The organism is Streptomyces smaragdinus, assembly GCF_009604385.1.
In the GTDB taxonomy this organism is placed as follows: Bacteria; Actinomycetota; Actinomycetes; order Streptomycetales; family Streptomycetaceae; genus Streptomyces; species Streptomyces smaragdinus.
The window spans coordinates 56,923-79,259 of record NZ_WEGJ01000009.1; the positions used below are offsets into that span (position 1 = coordinate 56,923).

Genomic DNA, 22,337 nt, shown 5'->3' on the forward strand with positions numbered 1-22,337 from the left:
CAGAAGGATTCCGTTGTGGCCACCGATGCAAGAATGCGTGATCCGCTGCGCGCCGGCCGCGCGCAATCCGTTCCCCGGCTCTTCGCGATACAGGCGGAGTTGACCCCGGACGCCGTCGCGGTGAACGACGGAGGCACCCGGCTGGATTACGCCGCCCTGGACGCCGCGTCCAACCGGCTGGCCCACGCCCTGATCGCCGCCGGGGTGCGGCCGGGCGACCCGGTGGGCGTCTGTCTGGAGCGTTCCGTGCGGATGGTCACGGCGCTGCTCGCGGTGCTGAAGGCCGGCGGCGCGTATCTGGCGCTCGACACGGGCCAGCCGCGCGAGCGGCACCGGATCCTGCTCGAGGACGCCCGGCCCGGGGTCGTACTGACGGAGGAGAAGTTCGCCGGGGACGTGTCCGGGCTGGGCGCCGGGTGTCTGGTGCTGGACGGGGCGGACGCCGGCTGGGAGCGGCAGCCCGCCGGCACCCCGGAGGTCGCGCTGGACGGGGAGAGTCCCGCGTACATCGCGTACACCTCGGGCTCGACGGGCCGGCCCAAGGGGGTCGTGGTGCCGCACCGGGCGGTGCTGCGGCTGGTGACCGGGCCGAACTTCCTGACCGTCGGCGCGGACGACGTGGTGCTGCAGTTCGCGCCGGTCGCCTTCGACGCGTCCACCCTGGAGCTCTGGGCCCCGCTGCTGAACGGCGCCCGCCTCGCCCTGTGCCCGCCCGGCCGCGTCTCCCTCGACGAGCTGGCCGCGGTGGTGGAGCGGGAGGGCGTCACCATCCTGTGGCTGACCGCCGGGCTGTTCCACCAGATGGTCGAGGGCCCGCTGGAGCGGCTGTCGGGCGTACGGCAGCTGCTGGCCGGCGGCGACGTGCTGTCCGCCGCCCACGTGGACAAGGCGCTCGGCGCACTGCCCGGCGTGCGGCTCGTCAACGGCTACGGGCCCACCGAGAACACCACGTTCACCTGCTGCCACGTGATGACCGGACACCTGGACTCCGACACCGTCCCCATCGGCGTCCCCGTGACCGGCACCCGGGTGTACGTGCTGGACGAACACGGCGAGCCGGTGCCCGACGGGGAGCCGGGCGAACTGTACGCGGGCGGCGACGGGGTGGCCCTCGGCTACCTCAACCAGCCCGAACAGACCGCCGAACGGTTCGTCACCGACACCTTCGGCCCGGAGCCCGGCCGGCTGCTGTACCGCACCGGCGATCTGGTGCGCCGCCGCCCCGACGGGGTGCTGGAGTTCCTGGGGCGGGCCGACAGCCAGGTGAAGATCCGCGGCTACCGCGTCGAACCCGGCGAGATCGAGGCCGCCCTGCTGGCCCGCGAGGAGATCACCGACGCCGCCGTCGTCCCCCAGGACCAGCCCGGCGGGCGCCGGCTGGTGGCGTTCTACGTGGGCGACTTCGGTCTGTCCGTCCCCGAGCTGCGCGCCGCGCTCGGCGCCGTACTGCCCGCGTACCTGGTGCCCGGGGCGTTCGTCCGCCTGCCCGAGCTGCCCCTCACCGCCAACGGCAAGGTCGACCGTGCGGCGCTGCTCGGCGAGATCTTCCGCGACCGGCCGGAGATGGGCAGCGACTACCGGGCCCCCGAGGGCGCGGTGGAGCGGGAGCTGGCCCAGATCTGGGGCGATCTGATGGAGATCGACGAGATCGGCGCCGACGACGACTTCTTCGAGCTGGGCGGCCACTCCCTGATGGCCGTCCAGATCACCGCGCGGATCACCGCCCGCTGGGGCGTCGACGTCACCGCGCGGAACTTCTACGAGAACCCCACCGTCGCCGAACTCGCCGAAGTGATCGAGGAGCTGACCCAGTGAGGATCACCGTCCCCGCGGCGGACACCGTGCTCGACCCGGACTCCGTCGACCTCTTCGACCCCGCCCTGTACGCCACCGGCGACCCGCACGCGGTCTGGCACGTGCTGCGCGCGCGGTCCCCCGTGCACAAGCAGACCCTGCCGGACGGCCGCTCGTTCTGGTCGGTCACCCGCTACCGGGACGTCAACGACGTACTGCGCGACCACACGCGCTTCACCTCCAGCAAGGGCACCCTGCTGTCCATCCTCGGCTCACCGGACCCGGCGGGCGGCAAGATGATGGCCGCCAGCGACCCGCCCGTGCACACGGCGATCCGCGAGCCGCTGATGAAGGTGATGTCGCACCGGGCGCTGATCGACCGGCAGCCGCAGATCCGCCGCATCGTGCACCGCACCCTGCTGGGGCAGCTGCTGGACGGCGGGGTGTGGGACGTCGCCACGGCCGCCGCCGACTTCCCGATGGCGTTCACCGGCACCCTGATGGGGCTGCCGGAGCGGGACTGGCCGCGGCTGACGCGGCTCACGACGATGGCGATCGCGCCCACCGACTCCGAGTTCCAGGAGGGCAGCGGGCACGCCACGCTGGTCGCCGCCCACCACGAACTCTTCGACTACTTCTCCCGGTTCGTCCGCCGGCACCGGGGCGGCGACGACGATCTCGTCGGCTATCTCTGCGCCATGGACGCGAACGGGCGCAAGCTGCGCCACGACGAGATCGTCTACAACTGCTACAGCCTGCTGCTGGGCGCCAACGTCACCACCCCGCACGCCATCGCCTCCAGCGTGCTGGCGCTGATCGAGCACCCCGCCGAGTACCGGCGGCTGCTGGCCGACCCGACGCTGGTGGCGACCGCCGTCGAAGAAGGCCTGCGCTGGTCGTCGCCCGCCAACCACTTCATGCGGTACGCGGTACGCGACCTGAAGCTGCACGGCACGCAGATCCGCGCGGGCGACGCGCTGGTGACCTGGCTGGGGTCCGCCAACCGCGACGAGGACGTCTTCGCCGACCCGTACCGCTTCGACGTGGGACGGCGGCCCAACCGGCATGTCGCCTTCGGCTTCGGCCCGCACTACTGCATCGGGGCCCCGCTGGCGAAGATCGCGCTCAACCTGCTCTTCGAGGAGATCGTACGGATCGTCGAGCACTTCGAGATCGCCGGTCCCGTCGAGCATCTGGAGTCCAACTTCGTGGCCGGCATCAAACGGCTGCCGCTGACCGCACGGCTGCGCGACGGCGGCGAGGAGCTGCTGCGCGACGCCGTGCAGGAGGGGATGAGCGTCCGATGACCGATCCGCTCGGCCTGGCCCAGCGGCTGATCCGCTTCGACACCGTCAACCCGCCCGGCGCCGAACGCGACTGCGTGCTGTGGGTACGCGACCTGCTGGACGGCGCCGGACTGGACACGCGGATCGTCGCCCGGGACCCGCAGCGCCCCAATCTGATCGCCCGGCTACCCGGCCGTGGGCTCGCGGCGCCGCTGCTGCTGCACGCGCACGTGGACGTCGTCCCGGTGGCCGGGCAGGACTGGACCCGGCCGCCGTTCTCCGCCGAGGTGGTGGACGGCGAGCTGTGGGGGCGCGGCTCGGTCGACATGAAGGGGCATCTGGCGATGATGCTGGCCGCGCTGCTGCGGCTGGCCGCCGCCGGCACCCCGCCGGCCGGGGACGTGATCCTCGCCGTCGTACCGGACGAGGAGGCGGGCAGCGGGACCGGGGCGAAGTACCTGGTCAACGAGCATCCGGAGCTGTTCGACGGGGTACGGTACGCGATCGGCGAGGACGGCGGCGCCGAACTGGGTCTCGGCCGGCAGGTGCGGCTGCACCCCATCGTGGTGGCCGAGAAGCGGGCCTGCTGGGTCCGCGCCACCGTGCACGGCGAACCCGGCCACGGCTCCCGCGTCGCGGGCCCGGGCGGCGCGGCGCACAAGCTGCTGCGGCTGCTGACCGCCATCGACGGCGGCGGCCTCGGCGTCGAACTGACGCCGGTGGTGGACCGGATGCTCGCCGAGCTGTCCGCGGTCCTCCCCCCGCCGTACGACAAGCGGCTCGCCGCCTTCCGCGCCGACCCGGCGGACCCCGCCGCGCTCGCGGACCTGGACGACGCCGACGCCCGCTATCTGCGCTCCCTGGTGCAGCACACGGTGAACGCCACCGTGATCCACGGCGGCACCGGCACCAACGTGCTGCCCGCGCACATCAGCGTCGACCTCGACGGGCGGCTGCTGCCCGGCGACTTCGGCCGCGAGGAGTTCCTGGCCCGGCTGCGGGAGCGGGCCGGCGTCGAGATGGACCTCGAGATCCTCGTCGAGGGCGAGCAGATGCCCGAACCCGAACTGGACGGCTTCTACGAGCGCCTGGCGGACGTGCTGAAGGCGCGGGACCCCGGGGGCGTGACGTTCCCGATGGTGACGACGGCGTCCACCGACGCCCGGCTGTTCCCGCAGCTGGGGATCCGCTGCTACGGCTGGCTGCCGCTGCTCCACGACCCCGCCCGCTCGTACCGGGGCCGGCTGCACTGCCCCGACGAGCGGATCGCCGTCGAGGCGCTGGAGTTCGGCGCCGCCTGCTTCACCGACCTGCTGCTGGACCATGACTGAGGGGCCCGGGCCCGAGGTCACCGCGCTGGACCGCGCGGCGGCCGACCGGCTCGCGGACACGCTGGCCGCGCTGACCCGGGCCGCCTACCGGGGCTCGGACCCGCTGCCGGGACTGCCGGTGCCGGACGGGGCGTTCGAGACCGCCGCCGATGTACGGGCCGCGCTGGCGTCCGGCGCGACGGTGTGGCTCGCGTTCCTGACGCCCGGCAGGCCCGTCGGGGCGCTGCGGGTCCTCCCCCGGCCGGACGGGGCCTGGCGCATCGCCCGGGTGTCCGTGCTGCCCGCCGCCCGCGGGGCCGGGATCGCCCGGCGGCTCATCGCCGCGGTGGAGGTCGCCGCGCTGCGGGCCGGGGTGCCGGTGCTGCGCCTGGACGCGGTGGTCGAGCGCTGTCTGCCCTCGCTGTACGCCCGGCTGGGCTTCGCCCCCGTACGGCACTGGGCCAGCGGGGACAAACCGCTGACCGAGGTCACCATGGAACGGCTGCCGGGCGCGGCGCCGCTGCCCCGGCCGCGCGCCTGGCAGTCCCCCGGCCGGCTGCCCCGCCTGCACTGGCTGCTCACCGCCGACGGACTCCTCGCCTCCACGACCCCCCACCGGGCCGGGAAGCTGGCCGGGATCGACGTCTGGCACGGCGCCGGGGACCTGCGGACCCTTCTCGTCTCGCGCGGGGGCCGGCCGACCCGGGCCGGCGTGCTGTTCCCCGGCCGGCGCGCGGACACCGCCGTCCATCTGATGCCCCGCACCGCCGACCCCCGGCTGCAGGCCTGGTGCCGGCTGCCACCGGGGACGGAACTCCCCTGGCCGAATAACCATGTCCCTACTCAGGCAGGCAGGTCCACGTGAAGGAACGCTCCCGAGCCGTCCCGGTGGACCTGGCGCCCTACGCCGACAACACCGGGATCACCTCCGCGCGGGCCACCGCCGCCGGCGCCTTCAACCTGTGGGGCAACACCTTCCCCGCCGGCGAACTCCCGCCCCCGGGCACGGCCGTCGTCGACGGGCTGCCCTTCCGCTTTCCGCTCGCCCCGGCCGGCGAGCCGGACAACGTGCGCTGCGCCGGCCAGCTGCTGCCGCTGCCGCCCGGCCGGTACGACTGGATCCAGCTCCTCGCCGCCGCCGAGCGCCGCACCGAGGACCAGGCGCTGCTGCACTACGCGGACGGCGCGGTCGACCCGGAGTGGCTGCGGGTGTCGGACTTCTGGCCGCAGACCCGCTCCCGCTTCGGCGCGGCGCCCGCGTACGAGTGCCGGGTGCTGCACTACCCCCGCCACGTGGACGACAAGTTCGGTCCCGTGGTGTGGCGCCACCGGGTGCCCGTACCGCGCGAGAGCGACCTGGCCGCGGTGCGGCTGCCGGATAACCCGGCCATCCACGTCTTCGCCATGACGCTGGTCCCGGCGCTCGTCCCGGCGACGGAGGGCGCGGCATGAGCGTCCTGCTGGAGGACATCCGGCCCTGGCGGCACGATCTGGGCGGCTGTCTGCACGGCTGCCTGGCCACCCTGCTGGAGAGCCGGGGGGTCACCGCGCTGCCCGTGCTCGGGGCCGCGTGGACGTTCCGCCACTTCCCCGGCGGGGTGCGGCGGGAGGAGTACTACTACCCGTGCCGCGCCGGGGATTCGCTGCTGCAGGCCCTCGCCCCGTACCACCCGGTGCGGTCGGAGTGGCACGAACCGGCGGACGCGGCGGCGGGCTGGCGGGAAGTGCGCGAACAGCTGAGCGCCGGGCACGCGGTGGCCGTCGCGGTGGACAACTTCGAGCTGAGCTTCCGGCCCGCGTACCGGGACGTGCACTCCAACCACCTCGTCGTCGTGCACGGCTACGACGAGGAACGCGGCACCGTACGGGTGCTGGACGCCGTACCGCCCGCGTTCCACGGCGACATCCCCCTGGCCGAGCTCACCGCCGCCCGGAACTCGGGCAACGACCTGGTGCACGAACGGGACATGTTCTTCACCGGCGTACACATCGGCAACCGCTGGCTGTCCGTCGAACTCGGCGTCCCCGCCGACGAGTTCCCGCCCCTGGACCGGGACGAGGCCGACCGGGTGCTGCGGCTGAACCAGGAGCACTTCGCGGCCCGCCCCGACGGCGACGGCTACCGCGGACTGGCCGGCCAGGAGGCGTTCCTCACCGGCATGGTCAAGCGCCTCGCGGCCGGTGAGGCGATCCGCGACGAGCTGTTCGTCGCCGCCGGCGCCGCCCTCGCGTGCACCGCCGTACACGCCGACTGGCTGGCCCTGGCCGGCCGCACCCTGGACCACCCCGGCCTGCTCGAGCAGGCGCGGGCGGTGGACCGGGTCGCCCACCACTGGTCGGCGGTACGCATCTTCGCCGCGCTCACCAGCGACGGCGAGGTGTCCCCCGCCCGGCTGGCGCGGCGGGTGGACGCCCTGATGCGGGACCACGAGAGCGCCCTGACCGGGCTGGAGCAGGAAAGGACGCGACTGTGACCGGACGACAGGCGGACCGGCTCGCCATGCTGGGCGGGCGCCGCGCCGTGCCGAAGGAGCTGCGCATCGCGCCGTGGCCGCGGGTCACCGGGGAGGACGAGGCCGCGGTGATGCGGGCGCTGGCCTCGGGGCGGTTCACCGCCGCCGCGGCCGGCGAGCGGGAGATCCCGGGGCTGGAGCGGGAGTGGGCCGAGTTCACCGGCACCCGGCACGCGATCGCCGTCTCCAACGGCACCGCGGCCCTGTCCCTCGCCCTCGCGGCGCTCGGCGTGGAGCCCGGGGACGAGGTGGTGGTGCCGGCGCTCAGCTTCGTCGCGACGGCCGCCGCCCCCCTGCATCTGCTGGCGGTGCCCGTGTTCGCGGACATCGACCCCGTGACGTACAACATGACGGCCGCGGCGTTCGAGGCGGTGATCACGCCGCGTACGAAGGCCGTGGTGGTCGTCCATCTGCACGGGCTGCCCGCCGACCTGGACGAGATCGGCGCGATCGCCGCCCGGCACGGGATCGCCGTGGTCGAGGACGCGGCCCAGGCGCACGGCGCCGAGTACCGGGGCCGGCGGGTGGGGTCCATCGGCGCGATCAACACCTTCAGCCTCAACGTCAGCAAGAACCTGGCCACCTGCGGCGAGGGCGGGCTGATCACCACCGACGACGACGCCCTCGCCACCCGGACGACGATGCTGCGGCAGTTCGGCGAGCTGATCGAGGGCAGAGGCAGCCGGTCGTACGTGTCGCATCTGCTCGGCTGGAACAACAAACCGGCCGCGCTGCAGGCGGCGTTCACCCGCAGCCAGCTGGAGCGCTTCGGGACGGAGGCCAAGCAGCGGGACGCCAACGTGCGGCGGCTGCTGGCCCGGGCGGCCGCACTGCCCGGGTTCGTGGCGCCGTCCGCGCCGGCGGACCGGACGCACGCCTGGCACATCCTGCGGTTCCGGGTGGATCCGACGGCGTTCGGGCTGGCGCCGGAGCTCGCGGGACCGCTGCGGGCCGTGGTGCAGCGGGCGCTGCGGGCGGAGGGGGTGCCGGCCGCTCCGTACCAGCTGATGCCGCTGCCCGCGCAGCCGGTGTTCCGGGACCGGTCGGGGTTCGGCGGGCTGCCGTGGTCGCTGCACGGGACGCCGGAAGTGCCCTGCGGGCCCGAGGGGTTCCCGGCCGCGTACCAGGTGCTCGACGAGTCCTTCGCGCTGCAGAAGGCGCATCTGCATCCGGACGCCGGACCGCTGCTGGACCGGTACGCCGACGCGTTCGAGAAGGTCTGGGAGCGCCGCGCCGACCTGCTGGGCATCGCGGCGGCGCTGGAGCACACGCCCCCGTGGGAAGAGGCCGGGCGGATCGCGGCGGCCGAATGGGACGCCGCGTTCGCGGGTGGAGGAGAAACGGAATGAACGAGCAGGAGAGCGTCGCGCGGGAGATGACCGCGATCTGGTGTGAGGTCCTCGATCTGGGGGCGGACGAGATGGATCCCGACGAGTCGCTGTTCGAGGTCGGCGGGACCTCGCTGCAGGCGGTGAAGCTGATGACCCGGATCCAGGAGGCGTTCGGGGTCGAGCTGGAGCTGACCGTGGTGTTCGCCGAGGGCAGTGTGGCGCGGCTGACGGAGCTGGTGGAGGCCGATCTGCTGGCCGAGCTGGACGCCCTGGAACCGGCGGAGGTCGAGCGGCTGCTGCGCGAGGAGGCGCAGAATGGCTGACGCCGCCGCGCTGCCCGCGCTGGCGGTGGTGTACGACTCGGGCGCCGCCAGCCCGGTGGAGATCGCCACGGCGGCGCGCGGGCTGTGCCGGCCGGTGCTGGTGGCCGACCCGGCGGCGCCCGCCGTCCAGGGGTCGCTGCCGGTGTTACGGGCGCTCGGCACCCTCGTCGAGCACCCCGCCGGGACCGATCCGGACGTGACCGTACGGCGGTTGAAGGAGCTCGGGGTCACCGCGGTGACCACCTTCGCGGACCCCTGTCTGGACCTCACCGCGGCGCTGGCCGAGGCGCTGGGCGTGCGCTTCCACACCCCGGAGACCGCCCTGGCGCTGGGCGACAAGCTGCGCCAGCGGTCCCGGCTGGCAAAGGCCGGACTGCCGGCCGTGCGGTACGCGAAGGTGTCGGAGCCCGGGGACATCGACGGGGCGCTGGCGGAGGTGGGCCTGCCCGCCGTGCTCAAGCCGCGGCACAGCGCGGGCAGCCGCAACACGCTGCCGGTCGCGACCCCGCGGGAGTTCCGGACGGTCGCCGGGGAGCTGCTGGCGCTCGGGGAGCGCGGTCTGATCGCGGAGGAGTATCTGACGGGCGACCCCACGGTGGCCGGTGAGCGCTGGGGCGACTACGTGTCGGTGGAGTCGGTGGTGGACGGGGAGCGGATCACGCACCTGGGCGTCACCGGCAAGGAGCCGCTGGCCGAACCGTTCCGGGAGGGCGGGATCTTCTTCCCGGCCACGCTCGGCGCCGGGCTGTCCGGGGAGATCCTGGAGCGCACCGCCGGGGCGCTGCGCGCGCTGGGGATACGGTCGGGGGTCACCCACACCGAGTTCAAGCTGACCGCCGGCGGCCCCCGGCTGATCGAGGTCAACGGGCGGCTCGGCGGCTTCATCACCGACCTGGTGGGGCGTGCCACCGGCGTCAGCCCGCTGCGTATCGCCCTGGAGAACGCGCTCGGCCTGCCCGCCCCCGTACCGGAGCGGATCGACACGACCGCCGCCCGCGTCACCTTCCAGCACCTGTTCCAGCCCCCGGTCACCGCCACGGCCGTCGCCTCCGTCACAGGCGTCAAGGAGACCAGGAAGCTGCCGGGAGTGGCCCGGGTGGAGCTCGTGCGGCGGCCCGGGGACCCGGTGGACTGGCGGCAGGGCACGCAGAGTTTCACCGCCATCGTCTACGGCGACGCCCCCGACCACACGGCGCTCGCCGCCACCCTGGCCGCGGTGGACGCCGGCCTGTCGATCACCTACGACGGCGAGGAGCTTCCATGACCGGACCGGACGCCGCGGGCAGCGGGCTCGCCGACATCAAACGGCAGCTGCTGGAGGCCCGGCGCAGCCGGCAGCGCGCCGCGGCCGCGCAGCGCGACCGCATCGAGCGCGTCGACCGCGGCGGCCGGCTCGACGTCTCCGAACAGCAGCAGCATCTGTGGCTGCTGGACCAGCTGGCCCCCGGGCAGGCGGTCTACAACGTGCCGTACGTGCTGCGGCTGCGCGGGCGGCTGGACGTGCCCGCGCTGGCCCGGGCGCTGCGGGCGCTGGTCGAGCGGCACGAGGCGCTGCGCACCCGCTTCGGGTCCGGGCACGGGGTGCCGTACCAGATCATCGACGAGGCGCCGGACCAATGGCCGCTGCCCGTGGACGAGTTGCCGCGGGGCGACCGACTCGGCACCTGGATCCGGGAGCGGGCCGCGGAGCCCTTCGATCTGGCCGCCGGGCCGGTCTTCCGGACGCATCTGCTGCGGCTGGGCCCCGAGGAGCACGTGCTGGCCATGTGCCTGCACCACATCGTCGTGGACGGCTGGTCGGTGGGCGTGCTCACCCGGGAACTGGCCGCGCTGTACGACGGCGCGGAGCCGGCGGCGCCCGCGATCCAGCCCGCCGACCACGCGGCCTGGCAGCGCCGCCGGTCCGGGGAGCGGCTGCGCGGGCAGCTCGACTACTGGCGCGAGACGCTGGCGGACGTACCCGTACTGGACTTCCCCGCCGACCGGGCCCGTTCCCCGCAGCCGTCGTGGACCGGGGCGCAGCTCCTGGCGACGCTGCCGCCGGAGCTCGGGCCCGCCGTCTCCCGGCTGGCGCGCGAGCGCAAGGCCCCGCTGCTGGCCGTGCTGCAGGCCGCGTTCCTGGTGGTGCTCGGCAAGTACACCGGCGGCGAGGACCTGGCGGTCGGGTCGGTGTTCTCCGGCCGCACCCGCAGCGAGGTCGAGCCGCTGGTCGGCTTCTTCGCCAACACTCTCGTCCTGCGCACGAGCATCGCCGGCGATCCGGCGTTCGACGAGCTCGTGGGCCGCTGCCGGGAGACCGTGCTGGGCGCGCTGTCCCACCAGGAGGTGCCGTTCGGGACGCTGGTGGAGGAGCTGCGGCCGGCCCGGCTGCCGGGGCGCAATCCGCTCTTCCAGATCAGCTTCACGCTGCTGACCGGCGCGATGACCGGCAGCTTCCGGCTCGGTGAGCTGGACGTGGACACCCTGCCGTCCGATCCGGGCACCGCCCGCTTCGACCTGGCGTTCCAGGTCGAGCAGGACGTGGACGAGCGGATGGAGCTGTGGCTCGAGTACTCCACGGAGCTGTTCGACCGGGACCGGATGGAACGCCTTGTCGGGCACTTCCGCACGGTGCTCGAGCAGGTGGTGGCCGATCCGGGGCTGCGGCTGTCCGAGCTGCGGCTGGTGACCGGGCTGGAGCGGGAGCGGCTGCTCGAGGACGGGAATCCGGAGCCGGTGGTACGGGCCGGGGACGGGCTGCGGCTGCACGAGCTGGTGTCCCGGCAGGCCGCCGCCACCGGTGAACTGCCCGCCGTGTGCTTCGGCGGTGAACGGCTGACGTACCGCGAGCTGGAGGCCCGGGCGAACCGGCTGGCCCACCTGCTGGGCGGGTACGGGCTGGGGCCGGACGCGGTGGCCGGGGTGCTGCTGGAGCGCGGGACGGCGATCCCGGTGGCGGAGCTGGCGGTCCTCAAGGCCGGCGGGGCGTTCCTGCCGCTGGACCCGGGGCATCCGCCGGAGCGCCTCGCCGCGTGTCTGGCCGACGCGGGGGCCCGGGTGGTCGTCACCACGTCGGACCTCGCCGCCGGGCTGCCCGGCGGGGTGCCGGTGCTGCGGCTGGACGATCCGGCCGTACGGGAGCGGCTGGCGGCCGCCCCGGACACGGATCCGGGGGTCGCGGGATCGGCGGAGGATCTGGCGTACGTGATCTACACCTCCGGGTCGACGGGGGCGCCCAAGGGCGTGATGGTGCCGCACCGGGCCGTGACGCACTTCGTGCTCAACACCCGGGACATGTTCGGCGTCGGCCCCGGTGACCGGCTGCTGCAGTTCGCGAACCCGGCCTTCGACGTGTCGCTGTTCGACCTCTACACGGCGCTCGGGTCCGGGGCGGCCGTCGTCGGCGCCCCCCGCGACACGCTGCTGGACCCCGACGCGCTGCAGCGGCTGATGGAGCACGAGGGCATCACCGTGGCCGACGTACCGCCGGCCGTGCTGCGGCTGCTCGACCCGGAACCGCTCACCGCGCTGCGGGCGCTGTGGGTGGGGCTGGAGGCGTTCCCCGCCGAGCTGGTGAACCGGTGGCGGACCGCGGACCGGGAGTTCCACAACGGGTACGGGCCCACCGAGGCCACCGTCGCCTGCGTCGACTACCGCTGTCCGCCGGGCCCGATGACCGAACCGCCGCCGATCGGCACCCCGATGCCCAACCACCGCGCGTACGTCCTGGACGCGGAGCTCGAGCCGGTGCCCGTCGGCGTGCCCGGCGAGCTGTATGTCGCCGGGACCGGGCTGGCCCGGGGGTATCTGGGGCTGCCGGAGCAGACGGCCGAGCGGTTCCTGCCCGACCCGTTCGCGGGCGACGGGCAGCGGATGTACCGCACCGGTGACGTGGTGGTACGGCGGGCCGGCGGCGAGCTGGAGTTCCGGGGCCGGGCCGACCGGCAGGTCAAGATCCGCGGGCTGCGCATCGAGCCCGGCGAGGTCGAGCACGCCCTGGCGCGATGCCCGGGGGTGGCACAGGCCGCGGTGACGGTCGACGCGCCCGGGACGCCGCGGGCGCGGCTGATCGGCTACGCCGCCGCCGGGCCGGGGGCCGATCCCGATCCCGGGGAGCTGCGGGGGATGTTGCTGGACGCGCTGCCGGCGCATCTCGTACCGGCGGTGATCCTGGTGCTGGAGCGGCTGCCGCTCACGGCGAACGGCAAGCTCGATGTACGGGCACTGCCCGCGCCGGCCGCGGACGGCGGGGGCGGGCACGTCGCGCCGGAGACGGAGACCGAGCGGCAGCTCGCGGCGGTGTGGGCGCGGTTGCTCGACACGGCGCGGGACGGCATCGGGCGGCAGGACGGGTTCTTCGAGCTGGGCGGCAACTCGCTGCAGGTGACCCGGCTGGCCGCCCGGATCCGGGAGGTCTTCGGCGTCGAGCTGGAGCCCCGGGTGCTGTTCACCCACTCCCGGCTGGACGAGCTGGCGGGGCAGGTCGACCGGGGGCTGGCCGAGGCCCTGGCGGCGGAGGAGGCCCTGGCGGCGGAGATCGGCGAACTGTCGGAGGAGGAGCTGGACCGGCTGCTCGCCGAGGAGGCCTGACCTCACCCAGACCACCGGCCGGCCCGCGGGCCCCCCTCCACCGGGCCGGCCGGTACCGGATCCGCGCCCGCGGCGGCCGGCGCGGACGTACGTGCCCCGGGAACCGACGGGGGCCCGGGAACGTACGACCGCCCGATGTGGCGCCCCCCGGCGCCGCATCGGGCGGCAGCATGGGCCGGAGGCGATCGCCGGACTCCCGCCCGCGCCCGGAGCCTCTGCGCTCCCCCGGGCTCCCGGCCCGGCGTGTCCGGGCGGCGGGGCGCGGACACGCTTCGGCGACACCTCCCTCAGGCGGATTGCCCGGTGCGCGCCCTCAGCAGTGGCAGCACCTCCGCCCGCAGCCGGGCCGGGGAGCCCAGGGCGCGGGCCTCGTACAGCGCGCGGCGGTAGTACAGCTGGGCGTCGCAGTCCTCCGTGAGCCCGTACGAGCCGTGCACCTGCAGCACATCGCGTACGCAGGCCACGGCGACCTCGGCCGCCATCGCCAGCCCCTGCGCGGCGGTCAGCCGGCAGTCCTCCCCGAGGTCGGCCTCGCAGGCGGCGGCCCGGACCAGCAGCCGGGCGGCATCGATCCGCACCGCGAGCCGGGCCAGGGTGAAGGCGACGGACTGCTGCCGGGCGATGGGCTTGCCGAACTGACGCCGCTCCCGGGCCCGTTCGCAGCCCAGCCGCAGTGCTCCGGCGCCGAGGCCGACGAGGTACGCGGCCTGGAGGATCCGCCGCGAGGCGGTGAGCCCCGCGCGCCCCGCGTCGTCGAGCGGGATCCAGGCCCGCACCGGGGCCCGTACCGCCCGCGCCGCGTACAGCTCGCTGCGCCCGAGGTCCGACTGGCGCCGCAGGCGCACGGCGTTCCGGTCCAGCAGCGCCGTACGGGGCTCGCCCTCCGGGGTGCGGCCCGTGACGAGCAGCAGCCCGGCCTCGGCGGCGCCGACGAGGTGACGCCGTTCGGCGGTGAGCCGGCCGTCGGCGCCGGTGTCCAGGGGCCGGTCCCAGGGGTCCGCCGCGCCGTCGCGCCATGCGGCGGTGACGGTGGTGCCGGCGGCGATCCCGTCCAGCAGCGGGTCGGCGGGGCGCCCGGCGCGGCGGAGGGCCTCGGCGGTCAGGACCGTGTCCATCAGGGGGCCCTGGTAGAGGAGTTCGCCGAGGGCTTCGCAGACCCCGGCGAGGCTCTGCAGGGCGTACAGGTCGCCGGGGGCGGAGGTGTGGTTGAGGGCGGGGATGCCGAGGCCGGTGAGGGCCTGGGCGACCATGGCGCGGACCTCGGCGCCGTCGTCGGGGGCGTGCGGGGAGCGGTCGGCCATGCGCCGGACGAGGGGGGCGAGTTCGTCGTCGAGTACGTCGGTGAGGGCGCGGCGGATCTTGACGTGGGCGGGGGCGGGGGTGGTGTCCATGGGTGAGTCCCAGTCGGTCGGAGGCTCAGCCCGGGAGGCCCAGCCCGGATGCGATGAGCGTGAGCATGACTTCGGAGGTGCCGGAGGCCAGGGTGAGGCCCGGGGCCTCGCGTACGGCGGCCTCCAGGACGTCACCGGGGGCGTCCGGGTCGTCGGCGGCGAGGAGGGCGTCCGGGCCGCAGAGGTCGGCGGCGGCCAGGGCCACCGCGCGGGCGGTCTCGCCGGCGGCGTACTTCGCCGTCGCGGAGTGCAGGGCGTCGGGGCTTCCGGCGTCGAGGTCGTTGACGCAGCGCCAGGCGAGGAGGCCGGCCGCCCGTACCTCGGCGTCCAGGGCGACCAGCCGGTCGGCGTGCGCGGCGGCGTCGTCGCCGGTCAGGGAGCCGAGCGCCGTGTCCAGCCAGTACCGGGCCTTCGCCCGGAACTCGACGCCGGTGCGCTCCAGCCCCAGCACCTCGCCGATCAGCTGCCAGCCCTCGTCGGCCTCCCCGAGCACGTCGTCCCGGGTCAGCCGGATCCCGCCCAGCTCCACCCGGTTGAACCGGTCGGTGCCGATCGCCCGCAGCGGTGACACCCGGACGCCCGGGGAGTCCAGCGGCACCAGGAAGACGGTGATGCCGTGCATGCCGACGTCGGACGGGGTGGTGCGGGCGGCGCACAGGGCGAAGCCGGCGAGGTGGGTCTTGGCGCTGTAGACCTTGGTGCCGGTCAGCCGCCAGCCGTCGCCGTCGGGGACCGCCCGGGTGCGCAGGGCGGCCAGGTCGGAGCCCGCGTCCGGTTCGCTGAACAGCACCCCCGCCAGGCCCTCGCCGCGGGCGAGCGGCGGCAGCAGCCGGGCGCGCTGGGCGTCGGTCCCGTACCGCAGGACGGCCAGGCCCACGATGTCGATGGTGAGGGTGTGCGCGATGTCGGGGATGCCGCGGGCGATCAGCTCCTCGGTGAGGAGGGCCTTCTCCGCCATGCCGGTGCCGAGGCCGCCGTACGCGGCGGGCCAGTTGGGGGCGAGGAGGGACCGGGCGCCGAGCTTGCGGTAGACGTCGAGGAGGCCCGGTTCGGTGCCGGGGCGCGAGCGCGCGGCGGCCGTCTCCGCGCGTACCTCGTCGGTGTCCAGGACCTCCCGTACGGCCCGCAGGTACTGCGACTGCTCAGGCGACGGAGTCAGCCGCATCGGCTCCCCCGTGTTCGTCCAGCGCGCGCTGCATGGCCTCGCCGAGCAGCGAGGTCAGGGCCTCGGGGGCGTCGAGGAAGGCGTAGTGCTCGCCGGGCAGGACGGACAGATGGCAGCGGCCCGGGGCGGCGTACTGGTCCCACCCGGTCATCTGGCCGGGGCGGATCTCCTTGTCGGCGTCCCAGCCGACGGCGTACAGCGCGCCGGGGAGGCGGACCGGCTTGTCGAGGTGGTAGGCGCGGTTGGCCTCCACGTCGCCGCGCAGCACGCCCAGGCTCATGTCGATCAGCGCGGGATGCGGCTCGCCGCCCATGGCCCGGACCAGCGCGGTCAGTTCCACGGCGAGTTCGTCGTCGGTAAGGCCGAGGAAGCGGCCGTACGGGCCGTCGTGCGGGGACACCTGGGAGGAGATGAACACGGCGTCCGGGGTGGGCAGCCCCTGCTCGTACAGGTGCAGGGCGGCGGCGAAGCCGGGGAGGGCGCCGGCGCAGTGGCCGAAGAAGCCGAACGGGCGGTCCAGATACGGCAGCAGGGCCTCGGTGAGCGGTCCGGCGAGCTCCTCGTAGGTGCCGTAGTGCGGCTCACGCAGCCGGTTCTCCCGGCCGGGCAGCTGGATACGGATCACCTCGGCGGGGCCGACCCGCTGCGGCCACCTGTGGTACATCGACGCCCCGGTCCCGGAGTACGGGAGGCAGAACAGCCGGGCGGGGGCGTCGTCCTGGGGTTTGCGCAGCAGCCAGCGCGGCGGGCGTGGGGCGGGGGGCATGGGCGGGGATCACCTCGGGGCGGTGGTGGGTGCGGCGGCCATTCCGGCGGCGAGGGTCGTGCCGTCGGCGGGGTCGATGAGGAGGAAGGCGCCGGTGAGCCGGGAGTCGGCGTAGGCGTCGAGCGCCAGGGGCTCGGCGGTGCGCAGCCGGACGCGGCCGATGTCGTTGGCGGTCAGGCTGCCGGGGTCGCGGTCCTCGGTGAGGTCGGCGAGCGCGAGGCGGGAGGGGATCTCCGCGACGACGGCCCGGACGGTCCGGGTGGTGTGCTTGACCAGGACCCGCCGGCCGGGGGTCAGCGGGGAGTCGGCGACATGGCAGACGGTCGCCGTCACGTCCCGGGTGACCGGCGCGGGGGCGGCGGCGGAGGCGATCAGGTCGCCGCGGGACACGTCCAGGTCGCGGTCCAGGCGCAGGGTGGCCGACTGCCCGGCGCGGACGGCGGGGGCCGCGGTGCCCAGCACGTCGATGGCGGTGATGCGGGCGGTGTGGCCGGCGGGCAGGACGGTGACCTCCTCACCGACGCGGAAGGCGCCGCGGGCGACCTGGCCGGCGTAGCCCCGGTAGTCGGGCAGGTCGGGGGTCTGGGGGCGGATCACGTACTGGACGGGGAAGCGGGCGGCGCCGTCGGACGGCTCGTCGCCGGCCCGTACCGTCTCCAGATGCTCGAGCACGGTGGGGCCGCCGTACCAGTCCATGTTCTTCGACGGCTCCACCACGTTGTCGCCGGCGAGGGCGGAGACGGGGATCGCGGTCACCCGGTTCATGCCGAGCTTCCCGGCGTACGCGGAGAACTCACCCGCGATGGCGGCGAAATCGGCCTCCTCGTAGCCCACCAGGTCCATCTTGTTCACCGCGAGCACGATCTCCGGCACCCGCAGCAGTGCGGCGAGGGCGGCGTGCCGGCGGGTCTGTTCGACGACGCCGTTGCGGGCGTCGATCAGGATCACGGTGAGCCGGGCGGTGGAGGCGCCGGTGACCATGTTGCGGGTGTACTGCACGTGGCCGGGGGTGTCGGCGAGGATGAAACGGCGGCGGGGGGTGGCGAAGTAGCGGTACGCCACGTCGATCGTGATGCCCTGCTCGCGTTCGGCGCGCAGGCCGTCGGTGAGCAGCGCCAGGTCGGGGCCCCGGTCTCCCCGTGAGGCGCGCGTCACGGCCTCCAGCTGGTCGGCGAGGACGGACTTGGAGTCGTGCAGCAGCCGTCCGACCAGGGTGGATTTGCCGTCGTCGACGGAGCCGGCGGTGGCGAACCTGAGCAGGGCGGGCGGTGCGTCGGTCATCAGAAGTACCCCTCGCGCTTGCGGTCCTCCATGGCGGCCTCGGACAGCTTGTCGTCGGCGCGGGTGGCGCCGCGCTCGGTCAGCCGGGAGGCGGCGATCTCGGTGATGACCTGCTCGACGGTGGTGGCGTCGGAGTCCACGGCGCCGGTGCAGGACATGTCACCGACGGTGCGGTAGCGCACCCGCCGGCGCTCCACCCGCTCGCCCTCGCGCGGGCCGCCCCAGTCGCCGGGCGCCAGCCACATGCCGCCCCGGTGGAACACCTCGCGTTCGTGGGCGTAGTAGATGGACGGCAGCGCGACGCGCTCGCGGGCGATGTACTGCCAGACGTCCAGCTCGGTGAAGTTCGACAGCGGAAAGACGCGGACGTGCTCGCCGGGGGCGTGCCGGCCGTTGTACAGGTTCCACAGCTCGGGGCGCTGGCGGCGCGGGTCCCACTGGGAGAACTCGTCGCGCAGGGAGAAGATCCGCTCCTTGGCCCGGGCCTTCTCCTCGTCCCGCCGCCCGCCGCCGAACACGGCGTCGAACTTCCCGGCGGCGATCTTCTCGGTCAGCGGCAGCGTCTGCAGCGGGTTGCGGGTGCCGTCCGCGCGCTCGGTGAGGACGCCGCTGTCGATGTACTCCTGTACGGAGGCCACATGGAGCTCGAGGCCGTGCTTCTCGGCCGTACGGTCGCGGAAGTCCAGCACCTCGGGGAAGTTGTGCCCGGTGTCCACGTGCAGCAGCCCGAACGGCACGCTGCCGGGCGTGAAGGCCTTCACCGCCAGATGCAGCATGAGCAGGGAGTCCTTGCCGCCGGAGAACAGCAGCACCGGGTTCTCGAACTCCCCGGCCACCTCCCGGAAGATGTGCACGGCCTCCGACTCCAGCGCGTCCAGATGACCCAGGTCGCACCGGCCGGCGGCCACCGAGGATGCCGCTGTGGTGGTCATACGAGGCCTCTCTGCTCGAGCAGCGCGTGCAGCGCCGCCACCGACTCCGCCACGGTCCGCCGGTCGGAGGCGATCCGCAGCTCGGGCGACTCCGGCTCCTCGTACGGATCGTCCACGCCGGTCAGCCCGGTCAGTTCACCGGCCGCCCGGCGCGCGTACAGCCCCTTCACGTCCCGTACGGAGCAGACCTCCACCGGCGCGGCGACGTGCACCTCCAGATACGGGACGCCGGCGGCGAGATGGCGTTCGCGCACCTCCTTGCGGGCGGCGGCGTACGGGGCGATCACCGGGACGAGGACGAGGACCCCGTTGCGGGCGAGCAGTTCGGCGACCAGGCCGATGCGCCGGACGTTGGTGTCCCGGTCCTCGCGGGTGAAGCCGAGGCCGGCGGACAGGGCGCGGCGGACCTCGTCGCCGTCCAGGATCTCGGTGCGGCGGCGGCCGTCCTCGCCGAGCCGCTGGGCCAGGGCCTCGGCGAGGGTGGACTTGCCCGCGCTGGGGAGGCCGGTGAGCCAGAGCGTGGCGCCGGGCGGGCAGGTGCAGGTGGGCGGGGGTGTCATCCTCACACCGTCAGCCGGTGGGCGTGGAGCCGCTCGTAGAACGGGAGCTGGTGCGCCAGATGACCGCTGAGGACGGGGTGGCGGGCGACGTCCACGTAGTCGGGGCGGGCCTTGGCCGCGAAGCCGCTGCTGGCGCTCGCGTCGGAGTGCCAGCGGCTGCTCGGCTCCCATTCGCGGCGGGATTCGGGGCGCCAGTTCAGGGCGTCGGGGACGAAGGGGATGCCGACGGCGGCGCAGTAGGCCTCGACGACCTCGCGGGGCTTTTCCGTCAGGTCGTTGCCGTCGATGACCAGGGGGGAGGTGCCGGTCTGTTCCCGTACCGCTTTGAACAGCTCGTACTGCGCCTCGAAGCCGATCTGGTGGCAGGACACGTCGGGGTTGACCGCGTGGTACGAGGCGATGGTCTCCCGGGGGTGGCGGATCAGGAACGTGTGGATCGCGTCCGCGCCGAGGAAGTCCCGGTCGGCGAGGGCTTCGGGGTAGCGCTCGTCGGTGGTGTCCTTGAAGAACAGCGGGCCGGCGGCGGCCTGTGTGCGTATCGCGGCCAGCAGGTCCCGTTCGGTGTGGACGAACTTCCCGGCCACCTCGACCTTGCCGAACTCGGCGAGGTAGGAGAACGGCTCGTGCAGCACCTGGAAGTCGCCCCGCTCGCACATCATGCGGAAGAAGGCGGTGGAGCGGCTGCGGGGCGCGCTCCACAGCGCCAGGATCCTCGGTCCGGTTCCGGGGTCGCTCACGGGATTCCCTCCAGGGCCCGCGGCATTCCCCCGGGCCGGTCGGCGGAGGCCAAGTCAGACATGCGCGCGGGGCGGTGTAAAGGAGCGCACGGCCGGTACGGGCAAAGAGCGACGCCGTGTCGACGTGGCGTCGACCCGGCGGGGGCCGGCGTCGACACCCGCCCGGTACGCGGCACCGTCTCGTCGACCCGGCGGCGGCCCGCATTCATCGTCGCGGTGGACGTAAGGGAGGGGCCCGGCCGGATCTACTGTCCTGCGTTCCAGAGCCGTCGGAGGAAGGGAACTGCGACATGGTCACCTGCCCGGAATGCGAGGGCTCCACCACCCTCACGGAGCAGCCGAGGGTGGGCGAGATACTCGAGTGCGGCGACTGCGCCAGCGAGCTGGAAGTGCTCACGCTGGAACCGCTGCAGGTCGCACTCGCTCCCGAGGTCGAAGAGGACTGGGGAGAGTGACCCCCGCCACGCGCCCGGCTGATGCCGCCCCGTTCGGGGTCCTGGCCTCACGGCTGCGGACCGACGAGAAGCGCGTCCTTGAAGCGCTCGAACGACGGCGCATGCCCTATGAGTTCGTCGACAGCCGGGCGCTGTGGCGGGACCTCGCGGACACCACGGCCCGCTGGCCGGTCGTCCTCAACCGGGAGATCGGCCACACCCGCGCCCTGTACGCCGCCCGGGCCCTGGAGGCCGCCGGCTGCACGGTGCTGAACTCGGCCCGCGCCATCGAGCTGTGCGGCGACAAGTACCTCACCTCCGTGGCCCTGCGCGACGCCGGGCTGCCCACGCCGCGCACCGCGCTCGCGCTGACCCCGCAGGCCGCGCTCGACGCGCTGGAGGCGATCGGCTATCCGGCGGTGATCAAGCCGCTGACCGGGTCGTGGGGGCGGCTGGTGGCCAAGCTGCCGGACGCCGAGTCCGCGGCGACCGTGCTGGAGTACGTGGCGGCGCTGCCCTCCCCCGCCTCCCATCTGGTGTACGCGCAGGAGCTGGTCGACAAGCCGGACCGGGACATCCGCGTCATCGTGGTCGGCGACGAGCCCGTCGGCGCGGTGTACCGGCGGAGCAGCGACTGGCGTACGAACGTGGCCCGCGGTGCTGAGACCCTGCGGTGCGAGGTCACCGACGACATCGCCAAGCTGGCCGTGACGGCGGCCCAGTGCGTGGGCGCGGACATCGCCGGGGTCGACCTCATCGAGGACGCGGCGGGGCAGCTGATGGTGCTCGAGGTCAACCACGGCGTGGAGTTCTCCGGCTTCCGGCGGGCGCTGGGCGACGACGCGCCGGTGGCCGACCGGATCGTGGACCTGCTGGCGGCGAGGAGCGCGTCGTGCTCCGGGTAGCGGTGGCGGGCGGGGCCGGGTACATCGGCGGCGAGTTGCTGCGGCTGCTGCTGGGCCACCCCCGGGTCGACGTCGCTCTGGCCACCTCCGACTCGCTGGCCGGGCGCCGGGTGGACGGGCCGCACCCCAATCTGCGCGGGCGCACGGATCTGACGTTCGTGCGCCACGGGGAACTGGCGGACCGGCAGGGCTCGTACGACGTGCTGTTCCTCGCCCTGCCGCACAAGAAGACCATGGGCGCGATGGCCGGATACCTGGACCTGGCGCGGACGGTGATCGACCTGTCCGGCGACTTCCGGCTGCGCGACCCCGAGGTGTACGCGCGCTACTACGGCACCGCGCACACCGCCCCGGAGCTGCTGGGCGGCTTCACCACCGGACTGCCCGAGCAGCACCGGGACGCGCTGCGTACGAGCGACCGGATCTCCGTGCCCGGCTGCATGGCGACCGCCGGGATGCTGGCCGTGCAGCCGCTGGCGGACGCCGGCCTCCTCGACGGCGAGGTGACCGTGGACGCCAGGACCGGCTCCAGCGGCTCGGGGGTGTCGGCGGGCGAGGCCAATCTGCACGCCGAACGCAGCGGCGCCATGCGGCTGTTCGCCCCCGCCGGCCACCGCCACGAGGCGGAGGTCGCGCAGGCGTCCGGGCTGCCGGTGCGGATGACCGCGACCGGGGTGGAGGCGGTGCGCGGCGTGCAGGTGCTGTGCGGGGTGCGGCTGGCCGGCGGGGCGGGCGGGTCCGAGGTGCGGGCCGCGTACCGCAAGGCGTACGAGGGCGAGCGGTTCGTCCGCCTGGTCGCGTACAGGCGCGGCGCCTACCGGCTGCCGGAGCCCAAGATCCTCTCCGGCTCCAACTACTGCGACGTCGGCTTCGCGGTCGGCGACGGGGGCCGCGCCACCCTGGTCGGCGCCCTGGACAACCTGGTCAAGGGCGGTGCGGGCAACGCCGTGCAGTGCCTGAACGTGCGCTTCGGCTGGCCGGAGGACACCGGGCTGGAGTTCTTCGGCCTGCACCCCAACTGACGATCCGACCCCAGGCAA

At 74.4% G+C, this 22,337-nt stretch carries 20 protein-coding genes; 13 read left to right on the forward strand and 7 right to left on the reverse strand.

Features of this window, described 5'->3' with window-relative positions; genetic code table 11:
• Nucleotides 1-15 precede the first annotated feature (15 nt).
• Genes SRB5_RS14975 through SRB5_RS37105 form a run of 10 tightly spaced genes read left to right on the forward strand, consistent with a single transcriptional unit; the run spans nucleotide 16 to nucleotide 13,126 of the window.
• Nucleotides 16-1,815 carry a non-ribosomal peptide synthetase gene (locus SRB5_RS14975; protein WP_323377930.1) on the forward strand — a complete coding sequence of 600 codons (1,800 nt, stop codon included), beginning with the start codon at nucleotides 16-18 and terminating at the stop codon, nucleotides 1,813-1,815.
• A complete protein-coding gene (locus SRB5_RS37495; protein WP_323377931.1) occupies nucleotides 1,812-3,101 on the forward strand; it encodes a cytochrome P450 in 1,290 nt (429 codons plus the stop codon). The genes SRB5_RS14975 and SRB5_RS37495 overlap by 4 nt, the downstream gene beginning before the upstream one ends.
• The gene (locus SRB5_RS14985) at nucleotides 3,098-4,411 is read left to right on the forward strand and encodes a M20/M25/M40 family metallo-hydrolase (protein ID WP_153452459.1); all 1,314 of its coding nucleotides are present in this window, start codon (nucleotides 3,098-3,100) and stop codon (nucleotides 4,409-4,411) included. The genes SRB5_RS37495 and SRB5_RS14985 overlap by 4 nt, the downstream gene beginning before the upstream one ends.
• Entirely contained in the window at nucleotides 4,404-5,255 is an 852-nt protein-coding gene (locus SRB5_RS14990; RefSeq protein ID WP_153452460.1) for a GNAT family N-acetyltransferase, read from the forward strand. The genes SRB5_RS14985 and SRB5_RS14990 overlap by 8 nt, the downstream gene beginning before the upstream one ends.
• Nucleotides 5,252-5,842: a hypothetical protein gene (locus SRB5_RS14995; RefSeq protein ID WP_323377932.1), complete on the forward strand. Its 591-nt coding sequence runs from the start codon at nucleotides 5,252-5,254 to the stop codon at nucleotides 5,840-5,842. The genes SRB5_RS14990 and SRB5_RS14995 overlap by 4 nt, the downstream gene beginning before the upstream one ends.
• Entirely contained in the window at nucleotides 5,839-6,864 is a 1,026-nt protein-coding gene (locus tag SRB5_RS15000) for a BtrH N-terminal domain-containing protein (RefSeq protein ID WP_153452461.1), read from the forward strand. The genes SRB5_RS14995 and SRB5_RS15000 overlap by 4 nt, the downstream gene beginning before the upstream one ends.
• Entirely contained in the window at nucleotides 6,861-8,252 is a 1,392-nt protein-coding gene (locus SRB5_RS15005) for a DegT/DnrJ/EryC1/StrS family aminotransferase (RefSeq protein WP_323377933.1), read from the forward strand. The genes SRB5_RS15000 and SRB5_RS15005 overlap by 4 nt, the downstream gene beginning before the upstream one ends.
• Nucleotides 8,249-8,557: an acyl carrier protein gene (locus tag SRB5_RS15010; protein ID WP_194292935.1), complete on the forward strand. Its 309-nt coding sequence runs from the start codon at nucleotides 8,249-8,251 to the stop codon at nucleotides 8,555-8,557. Before SRB5_RS15005 ends, SRB5_RS15010 begins: the two co-directional genes overlap by 4 nt.
• A complete protein-coding gene (locus tag SRB5_RS15015; RefSeq protein WP_153452463.1) occupies nucleotides 8,550-9,821 on the forward strand; it encodes an ATP-grasp domain-containing protein in 1,272 nt (423 codons plus the stop codon). The genes SRB5_RS15010 and SRB5_RS15015 overlap by 8 nt, the downstream gene beginning before the upstream one ends.
• Nucleotides 9,818-13,126: a non-ribosomal peptide synthetase gene (locus SRB5_RS37105; protein ID WP_153452464.1), complete on the forward strand. Its 3,309-nt coding sequence runs from the start codon at nucleotides 9,818-9,820 to the stop codon at nucleotides 13,124-13,126. The genes SRB5_RS15015 and SRB5_RS37105 overlap by 4 nt, the downstream gene beginning before the upstream one ends.
• A gap of 287 nt (nucleotides 13,127-13,413) precedes the next feature.
• On the opposite strand, the gene SRB5_RS15025 is transcribed toward SRB5_RS37105, so the two are convergent.
• The 7 genes from SRB5_RS15025 to SRB5_RS15055 are packed head-to-tail and all read right to left on the reverse strand — an operon-like array spanning nucleotide 13,414 to nucleotide 19,958.
• Nucleotides 13,414-14,517, reverse strand: a complete 1,104-nt coding sequence (locus tag SRB5_RS15025; protein ID WP_153452465.1) for an acyl-CoA dehydrogenase family protein — start codon at nucleotides 14,515-14,517, stop codon at nucleotides 13,414-13,416.
• 25 nt (nucleotides 14,518-14,542) lie between these two features.
• Nucleotides 14,543-15,682: an acyl-CoA dehydrogenase family protein gene (locus tag SRB5_RS15030; RefSeq protein WP_153452466.1), complete on the reverse strand. Its 1,140-nt coding sequence runs from the start codon at nucleotides 15,680-15,682 to the stop codon at nucleotides 14,543-14,545.
• Complete coding sequence (locus SRB5_RS15035) at nucleotides 15,660-16,448, reverse strand: thioesterase II family protein (RefSeq protein ID WP_153452467.1); 789 nt, start codon at nucleotides 16,446-16,448, stop codon at nucleotides 15,660-15,662. Before SRB5_RS15035 ends, SRB5_RS15030 begins: the two co-directional genes overlap by 23 nt.
• A 9-nt stretch (nucleotides 16,449-16,457) precedes the next feature.
• Nucleotides 16,458-17,729: a sulfate adenylyltransferase subunit 1 gene (locus tag SRB5_RS15040; RefSeq protein WP_153452468.1), complete on the reverse strand. Its 1,272-nt coding sequence runs from the start codon at nucleotides 17,727-17,729 to the stop codon at nucleotides 16,458-16,460.
• Entirely contained in the window at nucleotides 17,729-18,661 is a 933-nt protein-coding gene (gene cysD / locus SRB5_RS15045; protein WP_153452469.1) for a sulfate adenylyltransferase subunit CysD, read from the reverse strand. Before cysD ends, SRB5_RS15040 begins: the two co-directional genes overlap by 1 nt.
• Nucleotides 18,658-19,221: an adenylyl-sulfate kinase gene (cysC, locus tag SRB5_RS15050; RefSeq protein ID WP_153452470.1), complete on the reverse strand. Its 564-nt coding sequence runs from the start codon at nucleotides 19,219-19,221 to the stop codon at nucleotides 18,658-18,660. The genes cysD and cysC overlap by 4 nt, the downstream gene beginning before the upstream one ends.
• A gap of 2 nt (nucleotides 19,222-19,223) precedes the next feature.
• Complete coding sequence (locus SRB5_RS15055) at nucleotides 19,224-19,958, reverse strand: sulfotransferase-like domain-containing protein (RefSeq protein ID WP_323377934.1); 735 nt, start codon at nucleotides 19,956-19,958, stop codon at nucleotides 19,224-19,226.
• A 290-nt stretch (nucleotides 19,959-20,248) separates the two neighbouring features.
• On the opposite strand from SRB5_RS15055, the gene SRB5_RS15060 reads away from it, so the two are divergent.
• Genes SRB5_RS15060 through argC form a run of 3 tightly spaced genes read left to right on the forward strand, consistent with a single transcriptional unit; the run spans nucleotide 20,249 to nucleotide 22,319 of the window.
• On the forward strand, nucleotides 20,249-20,413 hold the full coding sequence (locus SRB5_RS15060) for a lysine biosynthesis protein LysW (RefSeq protein ID WP_153452471.1): 165 nt from the start codon (nucleotides 20,249-20,251) through the stop codon (nucleotides 20,411-20,413).
• Nucleotides 20,410-21,297: a lysine biosynthesis protein LysX gene (gene lysX, locus SRB5_RS15065; RefSeq protein WP_323377935.1), complete on the forward strand. Its 888-nt coding sequence runs from the start codon at nucleotides 20,410-20,412 to the stop codon at nucleotides 21,295-21,297. The genes SRB5_RS15060 and lysX overlap by 4 nt, the downstream gene beginning before the upstream one ends.
• Nucleotides 21,285-22,319: an N-acetyl-gamma-glutamyl-phosphate reductase gene (argC, locus tag SRB5_RS15070; protein ID WP_323377936.1), complete on the forward strand. Its 1,035-nt coding sequence runs from the start codon at nucleotides 21,285-21,287 to the stop codon at nucleotides 22,317-22,319. The genes lysX and argC overlap by 13 nt, the downstream gene beginning before the upstream one ends.
• Nucleotides 22,320-22,337 lie beyond the last annotated feature (18 nt).

Bases quoted from the DNA above. Each gene is read 5' to 3' on its own strand.
- SRB5_RS14985 (WP_153452459.1), top strand. From the start codon at position 3,098: ATGACCGATCCGCTCGGCCTGGCCCAGCGGCTGATCCGCTTCGACACC.
- SRB5_RS14990 (WP_153452460.1), top strand. From the start codon at position 4,404: ATGACTGAGGGGCCCGGGCCCGAGGTCACCGCGCTGGACCGCGCGGCG.
- SRB5_RS15000 (WP_153452461.1), top strand. From the start codon at position 5,839: ATGAGCGTCCTGCTGGAGGACATCCGGCCCTGGCGGCACGATCTGGGC.
- SRB5_RS15010 (WP_194292935.1), top strand. From the start codon at position 8,249: ATGAACGAGCAGGAGAGCGTCGCGCGGGAGATGACCGCGATCTGGTGT.
- SRB5_RS15015 (WP_153452463.1), top strand. From the start codon at position 8,550: ATGGCTGACGCCGCCGCGCTGCCCGCGCTGGCGGTGGTGTACGACTCG.
- SRB5_RS37105 (WP_153452464.1), top strand. From the start codon at position 9,818: ATGACCGGACCGGACGCCGCGGGCAGCGGGCTCGCCGACATCAAACGG.
- SRB5_RS15025 (WP_153452465.1), bottom strand. From the start codon at position 14,517: ATGGACACCACCCCCGCCCCCGCCCACGTCAAGATCCGCCGCGCCCTC.
- SRB5_RS15030 (WP_153452466.1), bottom strand. From the start codon at position 15,682: ATGCGGCTGACTCCGTCGCCTGAGCAGTCGCAGTACCTGCGGGCCGTA.
- SRB5_RS15035 (WP_153452467.1), bottom strand. From the start codon at position 16,448: ATGCCCCCCGCCCCACGCCCGCCGCGCTGGCTGCTGCGCAAACCCCAG.
- SRB5_RS15040 (WP_153452468.1), bottom strand. From the start codon at position 17,729: ATGACCGACGCACCGCCCGCCCTGCTCAGGTTCGCCACCGCCGGCTCC.
- cysD (WP_153452469.1), bottom strand. From the start codon at position 18,661: ATGACCACCACAGCGGCATCCTCGGTGGCCGCCGGCCGGTGCGACCTG.
- cysC (WP_153452470.1), bottom strand. From the start codon at position 19,221: ATGACACCCCCGCCCACCTGCACCTGCCCGCCCGGCGCCACGCTCTGG.
- SRB5_RS15060 (WP_153452471.1), top strand. From the start codon at position 20,249: ATGGTCACCTGCCCGGAATGCGAGGGCTCCACCACCCTCACGGAGCAG.